At 68.8% G+C, this 12,566-nt stretch carries 8 protein-coding genes; all 8 read left to right on the forward strand.

Annotated features, from left to right (window positions below):
- Window positions 1–167: 167 nt before the first annotated feature.
- Complete coding sequence (locus ACQVBX_RS02605; protein WP_431636348.1) at window positions 168–455, forward strand: PAAR domain-containing protein; 288 nt, start codon at window positions 168–170, stop codon at window positions 453–455.
- A gap of 11 nt (window positions 456–466) precedes the next feature.
- Window positions 467–1,849, forward strand: a complete 1,383-nt coding sequence (locus ACQVBX_RS02610; protein ID WP_431636349.1) for a tetratricopeptide repeat protein — start codon at window positions 467–469, stop codon at window positions 1,847–1,849.
- A 25-nt stretch (window positions 1,850–1,874) separates the two neighbouring features.
- Window positions 1,875–3,959, forward strand: a complete 2,085-nt coding sequence (locus tag ACQVBX_RS02615; protein WP_431636350.1) for a type VI secretion system Vgr family protein — start codon at window positions 1,875–1,877, stop codon at window positions 3,957–3,959.
- 14 nt (window positions 3,960–3,973) lie between these two features.
- A complete protein-coding gene (locus ACQVBX_RS02620; RefSeq protein ID WP_431636351.1) occupies window positions 3,974–4,513 on the forward strand; it encodes a DUF6931 family protein in 540 nt (179 codons plus the stop codon).
- Between the two features lie 94 nt (window positions 4,514–4,607).
- The gene (gene tagH, locus ACQVBX_RS02625; protein WP_431636352.1) at window positions 4,608–5,984 is read left to right on the forward strand and encodes a type VI secretion system-associated FHA domain protein TagH; all 1,377 of its coding nucleotides are present in this window, start codon (window positions 4,608–4,610) and stop codon (window positions 5,982–5,984) included.
- 63 nt (window positions 5,985–6,047) lie between these two features.
- Window positions 6,048–7,388, forward strand: a complete 1,341-nt coding sequence (gene tssK / locus ACQVBX_RS02630) for a type VI secretion system baseplate subunit TssK (RefSeq protein WP_431636353.1) — start codon at window positions 6,048–6,050, stop codon at window positions 7,386–7,388.
- Window positions 7,389–7,818: 430 nt separating this feature from the next.
- Entirely contained in the window at window positions 7,819–9,015 is a 1,197-nt protein-coding gene (gene icmH, locus ACQVBX_RS02635) for a type IVB secretion system protein IcmH/DotU (RefSeq protein WP_431638098.1), read from the forward strand.
- A 4-nt stretch (window positions 9,016–9,019) separates the two neighbouring features.
- On the forward strand, window positions 9,020–12,550 hold the full coding sequence (gene tssM / locus ACQVBX_RS02640; RefSeq protein WP_431636354.1) for a type VI secretion system membrane subunit TssM: 3,531 nt from the start codon (window positions 9,020–9,022) through the stop codon (window positions 12,548–12,550).
- The last annotated feature ends 16 nt before the right edge of the window (window positions 12,551–12,566 follow it).

Consider the following 12,566-nt stretch of genomic DNA (forward strand, 5'->3'; position numbering starts at 1 on the left):
ATGATCAAATCCGCCGCCCTTTTACGCACCTAACGATGGAGTGCCATGTCGGTCCGCCTGGCGGAACCGGGCTGGCCGCGCGAAACCAGGGGAGATGCCGGATGTTCCAGCGATGCCGTTCGTACGCACTTGCCGCGCCTGCTGGCGCGCGGGCGGGGTACTGAGCCATGCCGCCGGCCGCTCGCCTCACCGACATGCACGTCTGCCCGATGGTCACCGGCGTGGTGCCGCACGTGGGCGGCCCGATCACCGCGCCGGGCCGGCCGACGGTGCTGATCGGTGGCCTGCCGGCCGCCCGCATGGGCGACATGGCCACCTGCGTCGGTCCGCCGGACAGCATCGTCATGGGCTCGCCCAAGGTGCTGATCGGTGGCCAGCCGGCAGCGCGGATGGGAGATAGCTGCGCGCACGGCGGCACCATCGTGCTCGGTTGTTTCACCGTGTTGATCAGTTGAGGAAGGCCTGCATGAACGCCGCCACTCGCCCGTTCCGCCGCTCGCGCAAGACCGCCAAGGCTGCGCCCAAGGCGTATGCGCCGGTGCTGCAGCGGGCGATCCAGGCGCACCAGGCGGGGAATCTCGACGACGCCGAGCGCCTGTATGGCGAGGTGCTGGACATGCAGGTAGCGCAGCCCGATGCGCTGCACTTCCTGGGCGTGCTCAGCCATCAACGCGGTCGCAGCGACGAGGCGCTGGTGCTGATCGGCTCGGCGCTGAAGATCACCCCGCGCCATCCCGATGCGCACAACAACCTGGGCAATGTGCACAAGGAATGCGGGCGGCTGGCCGATGCCGAGGCCTGCTACCGCCGCGCGCTGGAATGCGGCCCGGGCCACTACAACGCCCTGAGCAACCTGGCCGTGGTGCTGGAGGCGCAGGAACGGCTGGACGATGCGTTCGAGGCCTATACCAGGCTGCTGCAGCAGGCGCCCAGCTACGCGCATGGGCACTATCGGCTGGGCCTGTTCCTGCGCAACCACGCGCAGAACGAGGAACACCTGGAGCAGTCGGCCGAATGCTTCCGCGAGGCGTTCCGCTGCGACGACCGCAACGTGCGCGCGCTGGAGGGCGTGGGCATCGCGCTGTATATGCTCGGTCGCCACGAGGCGGCCGCCGAGGTCTACCGCGACTGGCTGGCGCGCGAGCCCGACAATCCGGTGCCGCGCCACATGCTCGCCTCCTGCGGTGCGGCCGAAGCGCCGCCGCGGGCCGCCGACGATTACGTGCGTGACGTGTTCGACGGCTTCGCCGACAGCTTCGATGAGCAACTGCTCAACAATCTCGGCTACCGCGCGCCGGAAGTGCTTATGGGCTTTCTGGACGAGGTGCTGCCGTCCGCGCCCGCCTCGCTGGACGTGCTCGACGCCGGCTGCGGCACCGGCCTGTGCGCGCCGCTGGTGCGCGAACGCGCGCGCCAGCTGGTCGGCGTGGATCTGTCCGGCGGCATGGTGGACAAGGCGCGTGCTCGCGGCGGCTACGACGCCCTCGAGGTGGCCGAGCTGACCGCCTGGCTCAGTGCTCGCCACGACGCGTTCGACCTGGTGATCTCGGCCGATACCTTGGTGTATTTCGGCGAGCTGGGGCCGGTGCTCGGCGCCGCCGCCGGCGCGCTGCGGCCGGGCGGCTGGGTCGGCTTCACGCTGGAGGCGATCGAAGGCGAGGGGGAGCTGGCCGAGCTCACCTCCAGCGGACGCTACCGCCACTCGCGCGCCTACGTGGAGCGCGTGTTGCAGGCCAGCGGTTTCGACCAGATCACGATCCGCCCCGACACCCTGCGCCGCGAAGCGGGCAAGCCGGTGCTGGGCTGGGTGGTGCGCGCGCGCTGCATTTCGACGACGGCCGGCGGCTGAGCCGGCTGCCCTGGAGACATCACCGATGGCCCACGCAATCACCGTACACAGCGATATCGACAGCTCCCTGCTGTTCGTGCGGATGCGCGCCAGCGAGCAGCTCGGACGGCTGTTCTCCTACGAGGTGGAGCTGCTGAGCGAAAACCCCACGGTGAAGCTGCGCAAGTTGCTCGGCACGCCGATGGTGGTCACGCTGAAGACCGACGACGGCTACCAGCGCCATTTCCACGGCATCGTCTGCGAGGCGGCGCAGACCGGCTTCGAGACGATCAGCAAGGTGCGCTACACGCGCTACCGCGTGCAGCTGGTGCCCAAGCCGTGGCTGCTCACGCGCAAGGTGGACTGCCGCATCTACACCGCCAAGAGCGTGCCGACCATCGTCAAGGATCTGCTGGGCGAGATCGGCTACGCCGACGTCAAGCTCAGCCTCAGCGGCGACTACGCCGCGCGCGACTACTGCGTGCAGTACCGCGAGAGCACGTTCGACTTCATCACCCGCCTGATGGAACAGGAGGGCATCTATTACTACTTCACCCACACCGCCAGCACGCACACCATGGTGCTGGCCGATGCGCTGGGTGCGCACGCGGCGATCAGCGGTTTTGCGCAGATCCCGTACTGCCCGCCGATGGAGTACGGCAAGCGCGAGGCGGCGTCGGTGTTTTCGTGGGGCGCGGCCGAGAGCGTGCACGCGCTGAAGTACCAGCTCACCGATTACGACCCGCTCGCCCCGAAGACCTCGCTGCTGGGCACCGAGAACATCGACGACGGCTCCAGCTTCCACGGCGTGTCCGGCCTGGACGTGTTCGACTATCCGGGCATGCACGCGACCGCCGACGACGGCCGCCACTACGCCCAGGTGCGGGTGGAAGCGCTCAACGTGCGGCACCGCGCGTTCGACGGGCAGACCAATGCCTGCGGCATGGCCGCTGGCGGCCTGTTCACGCTGAAGGACTTCCCGCTCGCCGACCTCAACCAGGAATACCTGGTCACCGCCACCACCATCGATCTGTCCGACCCCGGCTACCACGCCGGCGCGGAGCAGGGCGATGAGCCGTTCCAGTGCCGCTTCGAGGCGATCACCTCCAAGACGCCATTCCGCAACCTGCCCAGCGTGGCCAAGACCCGCGTGGTCGGCCTGCAGACCGCGGTGGTGTGCGGCAGCGATACCGACGAAGAGATCGCGGTGGACAAGTACGGCCGCGTGCAGGTCACGTTCCACTGGAACAAGCCGGACAAGGACAAGGCGCAGAGCTCCTGCCCGGTGCGCGTGGCGTCATCGTGGGCTGGCAAGAACTGGGGCGCGGTGAGCATCCCGCGCGTGGGGCAGGAGGTGGTGGTGAGCTTCCTGGAAGGCGATCCGGACCGCCCGCTGATCATCGGCAGCGTCTACAACGCCGACAACATGCCGCCGTACGCGCTGCCGGACAACAAGACCCAGTCCGGCATCAAGAGCCGCAGCCTGCTCGGCACGGCCGAGGACGCCAACGAGCTGCGCTTCGAGGACAAGAAGGGCTCCGAGCAGTTCTTCATCCACGCGCAGAAGGACATGGTCGAGGAAGTGGAGAACGACCACACGGTCACCATCGACCACGACGAGACCAGCACGATCAAGAACGACCAGACGCTCACCGTGAAGCACGACCAGACCACCACGGTGGAGAACAACCAGACGCTCACCGTCAACAACGACCAGACCGAGACGATCAAGCACGACCGCAAGGTCACAGTGCAGAACGGCGACACGCTCGACGTCACGATGAACGGCACCACCAGCATCGGGCAGAAGTTCAAGCTCAGTGCGGGCACCGAGATCGAGCTGGTCACCGGCGCGTCGAGCATCGTGATGAAGAGCTCGGGCGACATCGAGATCAAGGGCCTCAACATCAAGATCACTGGCGACATCGGCGTGAAGATCGAGGGGCAGGTGGAGGTCGGCATCAAGGCCGGCGCCACCATGGACCTGGGCGCCGGCGCCACCCTCAAGGCCCATTCGGACGGCATGCTCGAAGTGGCCGGCACCGCCATGACCACGGTCAAGGGCACCATGACTTCGGTCAAGGGTGACGCCATGACCCAGGTCTCCGGCGGCATCATCATGATCGGCTGACGGGGGAATCAGGCATGTCGGCAGTCATCCACGCCTCGGTGCAGATGGAACTCACCCCGGACGCCAGCGCCCGGCTGCGCGCGGACATGTCGCCGCAAACCGCGGTGCAGGAGCTGCTCGCGGCCGGCCAGGCGCAGGACGCACTGAAGCTGCTCGCACGGCTGATGCCCAAGCGCTACGCGGTGGCCTGGCTGTGCCAGTGCGCGCGCGACCAGCCGCTGTCGCAGGAAGACCGCATCGGCGCGTCGCTGGCCGAGCAGTGGGTGCGCGAACCCAGTGAGAGCAACCGGCGCGCCGCGTTCGAGTTCGCGCATGCCGGCGGCTACAAGGCGCTGGGCGCGTGGATCGCCGCGGCGGCGGGCTGGTCGGGCGGCAGCCTGGCACCCGCATCGCAGGAAACGCCGGTGCCGCCGGCCGAGCATCTCACCGCGCGCGCCACGGTGGCTGCGATCAACCTGATGGCCGCGCTCGATGCCACGCAGTTCGAGGCGCGCCGCATCAGCTACATCGAGCGGGCGATGAGCCTGCTGCAGGCCGGCGGAAGCGAGCCATGAGCGCGCTGGCTGATCTTCGTCATCACCAGGCCGCAGCACGACACGGCGCACAGACGCCGGCGTGCCGGGCCCAAGCAGCAAAGGGGAGCTGAGCGTGTCGACGATACCCACCTTGGTACTGGCGGTAACCGGGGCGCATGCCGCGCAATTCGGCAGCCGCAGCCAGAAGGCCTTCGAAGGCCGCGACGGCAGCATCGGCCGTTCGGAGGATTGCGACTGGGTGCTGAGCTCGTCGGGCGTGTCGCGCGTGCACGCGATGATCCGCTGCCTCAACGGCATCTATTTCATCGAGGACCGCAGCACCAACGGCATGCTGCTCAACGGCGTGCCGCTGGTGAAGGGCGAGCCCTCCGCGCTCAAGCACGGCGACCGCCTGCAGATCGACTCGTTCGAGGTGTCGGTGAACGTGCAGGCGGCCGCCCCCGCGGCGCCGGCTCCCGCCCCGGCGCCCGCGCCGGTGGACATCTTCGCCACCTCGCCGCCGCCTTCGGCGTCACCGTTTCCTCCGCGCGCGGCCGATCCGCTGGACGATTTCCTGGATCTGGGCTTGGGTCCGGCGGCGCCGGCGGGCGGCGGCCTGCGCGATGGCGGGCTGATTCCCGATGCCTCGCCGCTGGGTGGCGCGGATCTCGATCCGCTGAGCTTTCTCGATGCGCCGTTCGCTGCGCCAGCGCCGACCCCTGCCAGCCCCGCGCCGGCCACGCCCGGCTGGAACCACACCGCGGGCATGGAAGATCACTTCCGCCCGCCGACCACCGAAGGCCAGCGTCAGGCGCAGGCGCTGCCGGAGAACTGGGACCTGACCATGGGCGACTTCGCGCCGCGGTCGCCCGCTCCTGCCCCGGCTCCGGCGCCTGCCTTCGCGCCGCCCGCGGCCGCGCCGTTCGCCGCAGCACCGGCACCAGCTGCGCCGGCACCGGCGATGGCTGGCCCGTCCGGTGCCTCGCCCCTGCCGCCGGACGTGCAGCAGATGCTCGGCATCGTGGTGGACGGCGTGATGGACGTGCTGCGCGCGCGCGCCGAGATCAAGAACACTTTCCGCCTGCCGGTCACCATCATCCAGCGCTCGGAGAACAACCCGCTGAAGTTCGCGCCGAATGCCGACGAGGCGCTGCAGAAGATCCTCTCGCCGCCCAACGCCGCGTTCCTCTCCGGACCGGCGGCGTTCGACGACGCGTTCGACGACATCCGCTGCCACCAGATGGCGATGCTCGCCGGCGTGCGCGCGGCGTTCGAGTCGCTGCTGGCGCACTTCGGCCCGGACCGGCTGGAGCAGGAAGTCGATGGCGGCAAGCGCTCGGCCTTCGGCGGCAAGGCGAAGTACTGGGAGAAGTACCGCGAGAACTTCGAGGGCCTGATCAAGAACCCCGATGACTGCTTCCGGCGCCTGTTCGGCGATGAGTTCGCGCGGGCCTACGAGGAACAGCTGGCGCGGCTGAAGTCGGCGCGGCGCAACAGCGCGCGACGGTAAGCACATGCACGACGCGTCGGTGTCATGCCGACGTCGAACCTTTTCGAGATGGGCGCAAAGCGAATGACGCAGAACAACAAAGTGGTATGGAGCGAAGGGCTGTTTCTGCGGCCCCAGCACCTGCAGCAGCACGAGCGCTACCTGGAGCGCTTCGTCGAGCTGCGCGCCGGGGCGCTGCGTCCCTACACCTGGGGCTTCACCGAGCTGGAGCTGGAAACCGACCTGCTCGCCGTGGGCAAGCTCGGCATCAAGCGCGCGCGCGGCGTATTTCCCGACGGCACGCCGTTCGCCATGCCCGGCGACGATCCGCTGCCGCCGCCGCTGGACGTGGACGGCAACTGGCGCGACCAGACCGTCTACCTCACTCTGCCGCTGCGCTCGCCGACCCAGCCCGACAGCGGCCGTCCCGAAGCGCCTGCAGAAAAACTGTTCCGCTACCGCGTGCGCGAGGCCGAAGTGCGCGACGCCTCCGGCAGCACCGACGGCACCGCGCTGCTCGAAGTAGGCGGCATGACCGCGCGCCTGCTGCCTGAATCGCAGCCGCTGGAAGGCCTCACCCGGCTGCCGCTGGCGCGCATCGTCGAGTGCCGCTCCGACCGCCGCGTGATGCTCGATGAGGGCTTCATGCCCAGCGGCTTCAGCGTGGAGGCGGTGCCGCGGCTGGTGACCTTCCTCACCGAACTGCTTGGTCTGCTGCACCAGCGCGGCGAGGCGCTGGCCAGCCGGGTGGCGGTGACCGACCGCGGCGGCGCGGCGGAGATCGCCGACTTCCTGCTGCTGCAGGTGGTCAACCGCTGTCAGCCGCTGGTGGCGCACCTGGCCGAAGCGCCGCTGGTGCATCCGGAGGAGCTCTACCGCGTGATGGTGATGATGGCCGGCGAGCTGGCCACGTTCACCGCGCCGGGCAAGCGGCCCAGCGCGTTCCCCGCGTATCGCCACGAGGCGCTGCGCGAGAGTTTCGAGCCGGTGATCGTGGCGCTGCGCAACAGCCTGAGCGCGGTGATGGAGCAAACCGCCACGCCGATCCCGCTGCAGCAGCGCAAGTTCGGCGTGTGGGTGGCGGTGGTGCCGGATCTCACCCTGCTCGACACCGCCGCCTTCGTGCTGGCGGCCAAGGCGGACCTGAAGTCGGAGGACCTGCGCCGGCAGCTGCCGGCGGTGTCGAAGATCGGTCCGGTGGAGAAGATTCGCGACCTGGTCAACCTGCAACTGCCGGGCATCGGCGTGAGCCCGATGCCGGTGGCGCCGCGACAGATTCCCTACAACGCGGGCTACCTGTACTTCGAGTTCGACAAGCACTCGCCGATGTGGCGCGAGTTGAAGACCTCCGGCGGCATCGCCTTCCATTTCGGCAGCGAGTTCGCCGGTCTCGACCTGCAGCTCTGGGCCATTCGAGGAGGTTGAGCCTGCTCATGGCCTTCAAGTACTCCGCGTTGTCATCGAATGGCCGCCGGGAGGCAGGGTGCGGCAGTTGCGTGCCTGAACAGCACAGCGGGTGGCGTGCGGCGACGCGGCGGCCACTCGACGACAACCCTGTCGGGCCGGGGCTGTCTGGCCGCATGCCGGCGTCATCGCTCGGTCGTGGACTGACGTCCACTCCCTCACTCTTTCTTGGCCTGCGCCCAGACATCTCCCGGCGCGGAGCACTTGAAGACCACAAGCAGGCTCATGCATGAACACACCGAACGGTCCCGGCAATCCGCCCGGCTACCCGCCCATTCCCGATGACGCCACCGTGGTGCGCCCGCGCGGGCAGGCGGGCGCCGCATCGACGCCGGCCGCGCCCGCCTATGCACCGCCGCCGCCCGCCGCCGCGCCCGTCGCGGCGCGACCGATGGAGGCCCCGCGCGCGGACATCAGCGAGTTCCTCGGCGGCGGCATGAACCCGTTGGTGCAGACGGCGAGCCCGCTGCTGCTGCTCGGCGTGCAGCTGCGCCACAGCGTGTCGCCGCCGGATGCCACCCACCTGCGCGACCAGGTGATCGCCCAGGTGCGCAAGTTCGAAAGCCACGCCACCGCCGCCGGCTTGCCGGCGCAGACGGTCACCGCCGCGCGCTACGTGCTGTGCACCATGCTCGACGAGTCGGTGCTCAACGCGCCGTGGGGCGAGCAGAGCGGCTGGGCGCAGAAGACCCTGCTGGTCACTTTCCACGGCGAGTCGTACGGCGGTGCCAAGTTCTTCCAGATCCTGGAGCGGCTGTGCGCCGACTTCAGCCGGCACATCGACCTGATCGAGCTGATGTACCTGTGTCTGGCGCTGGGTTTCGGCGGGCGCTACCAGATCGAATCGGGTGGGCGTGCCAAGCTGGCCGACATCCAGGAAGACCTCTACCGTCGCATCAAGGCGCAGCGCGCGCCGGCCGCCGACGAACTGGCGCCGCACTGGCGCGGCATCGAGGACCGGCGCAATCCGCTGATCCGCTACGTGCCGCTGTGGGTGATCGCGGCCGCCGCGGCGTGCGTGTTGCTGGTCGCCTTCGTGGTGTTCTACACGCGGCTCAACGCCGCGTCCGCGCCGGCCAGCGCGCAGATCGCGCAGATCGGCCTGGACAGCGCCACGCCGCCGGACACCCGCGCGCTGCCGCCGGTGCCGCACAAGAGCCTCAAGCAGTTGCTGGCACCGGAGGAGCAGGCCGGCAAGCTCACCGTGGACGAGCAGCCCGACGGCACCGCGCTGGTGCGCCTGGGCGCGGCCGACATGTTCGCCTCCGGCGGCGTGGACGTGAGCGCCAGCGAGCTGCCGGTGCTGCACGCGATCACCGCGGCGCTGAACCAGGTGGCCGGACGGTTGATCGTGGTCGGCCACACCGACGACCAGCCGATCCACTCGCTGAAGTTCAAGGACAACTTCGAGCTGTCGGCCGCGCGCGCGCGCTCGGTGCTGGAGATCCTCAGCCAGGGCCTGGACAACCCGGCGCGGCTGGAGTCCAGCGGCGCGGGTTCCTCGCAGCCGATCGCGCTGCCGCCGAATCTTCCGGCCAACCGCACGCGCAATCGGCGTGTGGAAATCAAGTACATCCCGGAGGGTTGAGCGCGTGAAAAAATTTCTTTCCCTGCTCAAGTCCGGCTGGTTCATCGCGCTGGTCGGCCTGCTGCTGCTGTCGCTGCTGATCTGGCTCGGCGGTCCTTACCTCGGCATCGGCGACAGCCAGCCGCTGGCCAGCCCGGTGACGCGGCTGGTGGTGATCATCGTGCTGCTGGTGGTGTGGGTGGTGGCGCTGCAGATCCAGCAGATGCGCCTGCGCAGCAAGACCGCAAAGATGTCCGGCGACATCGCCGGGGCCGATGCCGGTGCGACATCGGTCGGCGGCACCGGCGACGATCGCAGCGTCGGTGAACGCGCCCAGCTCGCCACGCGTTTCCAGGAAGCGGTAGACACGCTGCGCAAGGCCAAGCACGGCGGCGGCAATCTCTACACGCTGCCGTGGTATGTGGTGATCGGCCCGCCGGGCTCGGGCAAGAGCACCCTGCTGCAGAACTCCGGGCTCAACTTCCCGTTGTCGGACCGCTTCGGCAAGCAGGCGCTGCGCGGCATCGGCGGCACCCGCAACTGCGACTGGTGGTTCACCGACGAGGCGGTGTTCCTCGATACCGCCGGGCGCTACACCACGCAGGATTCGGACAGGAACGCCGACGCTTCGGCCTGGGCTGAGTTCCTCAAGCTGCTGCGTCGTTATCGCAAGCGCCGGCCGATCAACGGCGTGGTCATCGCGATGAGCATGTCCGACCTGCTGGTGCTGGACGACAACGCCCGGTACGAGCACGTGCAGGCCGTGCGTCGCCGCCTTGACGAGCTGGCCGAGCACCTGCGTATCGGCGTGCCGGTCTACCTGGTGCTGACCAAATGCGACCTGATCGCCGGCTTCAGCGAGTTCTTCGACGATCTGAACCCCGAGCTGCGCAGCCAGGTATGGGGCGTGTCGTTCCCGGTCAACAAGACCATGGACGGCACCGCGTCGAAGGCGTTCGCCGACGAGTTCCAGATCCTGCTCGACCGGCTCAACACCCGCGTGCTCGATCGCCTGCACGCCGAGAACGACCGCAGCCGCCGCGCGGCGATCCTGTCGTTCCCGCAGCAGCTGGCGGCCCTGCGCGACGTGGCGCGGCAGTTCGTGGAGGGCGTGTTCGCGCCCAATCCCTACGCCAGCCAGCCGTTGCTCCGCGGGGTGTATCTCACCTCGGGCACGCAGGAAGGCGCACCGATCGACCGCATGATGAGCGCGGTGGCGCGCACCTTCGGCGTGGATGCCGCGCGCGTGCAGGCCAAGGGCGCGCAGCAGCGCACGTTCTTCGTCGAGCGCCTGCTCAAGGACGTGCTGTTCAAGGAGTCCGGCTTCGCCGGTACCAACCCGAAGCTCGAGCGGCAGAAGATCCTGCTGCAGGCCGCTTCGTACGCCGGCGTGCTGCTGGCCACCGCGCTGCTGTTCATCGGCATGGCCACCAGCTACGGACGCAACCGCAGCTACCTGGCCAAGGTGCAGCAGGCACTGGCCGGCTATCCGGTGAAGAGCGACCTGTCCGCGGCGACCACCCAGAAGGCTTATTTCGCGATGGCGCTGGAGCGGCTCGAAGCGCTGTCCGGCGTGCAGGACGTGGCGCGGCAGTACAAGAACGACGTGCCGTGGCTGATGCGCTTTGGCCTGTACCAGGGCAAGGCAGTGGGCGGCGAAGTGCATGATGCCTACATCCGCGAGCTCAACGGCATCCTGCTTCCCGGCGTGGCCTCGCAGTTCCGCTCCGGCCTCACCGGCAACGCCAGCGATCCGCAGGCGCTGTACTACTACCTCAAGGGCTACCTGATGCTGGGCGAGCCCAAGCATCAGGATCCGGCCCAGCTGGAGGCGCTGACCACCATCGAGTGGCGCAAGGTGTTCCCCGGCGACGACGTGTTGCAGGCGGCCGCGGCCAAGCACTTCCACGCGCTGGTCGACGAGCCCGGCCGACTGCGTGCGATCAGTCTGGACAACGGCCTGGTGGAACAGGCACGCGCCACGCTGCGCACGGCGGACCTGTCGGCATTGGTCTACGGCAGCCTCAAGCTCTCGGCCGAGGCCAGCGGCCCGTCGCCGCTGCAGCTGGACAAGGCGCTGGGCCTGCTCGGCAACGTTTTTCGTCGCCGCAGCGGCACGCCGCTGTCCACGCCGCTGCCGGGGTTGTTCACCCAACCGGTGTTCGCGCAGGAAGTGGGCAAAGGCATCGAGCAGGCGGTGAACGACTTCACCAAGGACGACTGGGTGTTCGGCGCCAGCACGATCGACGCGATCGGCAAGGCGCGCCTGCAGCAGCAGGTGCTGGCGCTGTATCAGACCGACTACATCAAGGCCTGGGACGATCTGCTGGCCGATCTGGAACTGCAGCCGATCGCCAACATCCAGGACGCCAGCGCGATCGCCGCCAAGCTGTCCGGCCCCAGCTCGCCGTTGAAGGCCCTGCTCGGCGTGGTACGCGACAATACCCACGACCTGCTGCGCGCGCCGCCGGAAGACGGCGCCGACAAGGCGCTGGACGCGGCGAAGAAGCTGGCCGAGAAGAAGGCCACGCAGAGTGCGCTCAGCCGCGCGCTGGCGGCCGCCGCTGGTTCGGCGCCTGCCGCGACGACGGAGAAGCCGGGCGATGCGATCAGCGCGCACTTCGACACGCTCAACAAGCTCAGCGAAGGCGCGCCGGGCGCGGCGCCGATCGACCAGACGCTCGGAGTGCTCGACCAGCTCAGCAAGACGCTGCTGACCATGACCGATTTCAGCAGCGCCGCCGGTCAGCCCAACCCGCAGCTGCTGCTGGCGCAGCAGGCCGCCGCGCAGCTGCCGCCGCCGGTGTCCGGCTGGGTCGCCGCGCTCACCGGCAAGAGCCAGGCGCTGGTGGCCAGCGGCACCAAGGGTGCGCTGGATGATCAGTTCCAGCAGGCGGTGGCGAAGGATTGCGCCGACTTCACCCGCGGCCGCTATCCGTTCGCGCCCAACGGCAAGTCGGAAATTCCGCTGCAGAACTTCGCCGAGCTGTTCGGCTACGGCGGACAGTTCGACAGCTTCTACAAGCAGACGCTGGAGAAGCTGGTCGACGCCAGCGGCCGCAACTGGCAGTGGAAGAGCGGACCCGGCGCGGTCAGCGGCTCGCCCGGCATGCTGGCGCAGATGCAGCTGGCCGATTCGATCAAGCAGATGTACTTCCGCAACGGCAGCGCCACGCCCGAGGTCGATTTCACCTGGCAGGCGCCGCAGCTCGATGCGGGCATCGGCAAGCTGGTGATCGCCGTCGACGGCCAGAAGTACGAGTACACGCCCGGCGGCGCGATGAGCGCGGCGATGAAATGGCCCGGTCCGCAGCCCGGCCAGGTCTCCTTCACCGCCTACGACACCGCCGGCAACCTGATCAGCAGCGTCGACTACCAGGGCGACTGGGCGTTCTTCCGCGCCCTGCAGGCGGCGTCGCTCACGCGCCAGTCGGACCTGCGCTTCACCGCCACGCTGAACTTCGGCGGCCACATCGCCAAGCTCACGCTGCAGGCGAACAACCTCAAGAACCCGTTCCTCAATACCGACGTGCAACGTTTCCGGTGCGGGGGTTGAGCGATGCCCAATCCAA

Source organism: Dyella thailandensis (assembly GCF_050749815.1).
In the GTDB taxonomy this organism is placed as follows: Bacteria; Pseudomonadota; Gammaproteobacteria; order Xanthomonadales; family Rhodanobacteraceae; genus Dyella_A.

What these genes read in the sequence shown, in the direction of transcription:
- ACQVBX_RS02620 (WP_431636351.1), top strand. Translation starts at nt 3,974, where the DNA reads ATGTCGGCAGTCATCCACGCCTCGGTGCAGATGGAACTCACCCCGGAC.
- ACQVBX_RS02615 (WP_431636350.1), top strand. Translation starts at nt 1,875, where the DNA reads ATGGCCCACGCAATCACCGTACACAGCGATATCGACAGCTCCCTGCTG.
- icmH (WP_431638098.1), top strand. Translation starts at nt 7,819, where the DNA reads ATGGAGGCCCCGCGCGCGGACATCAGCGAGTTCCTCGGCGGCGGCATG.
- ACQVBX_RS02605 (WP_431636348.1), top strand. Translation starts at nt 168, where the DNA reads ATGCCGCCGGCCGCTCGCCTCACCGACATGCACGTCTGCCCGATGGTC.
- tssK (WP_431636353.1), top strand. Translation starts at nt 6,048, where the DNA reads ATGACGCAGAACAACAAAGTGGTATGGAGCGAAGGGCTGTTTCTGCGG.
- ACQVBX_RS02610 (WP_431636349.1), top strand. Translation starts at nt 467, where the DNA reads ATGAACGCCGCCACTCGCCCGTTCCGCCGCTCGCGCAAGACCGCCAAG.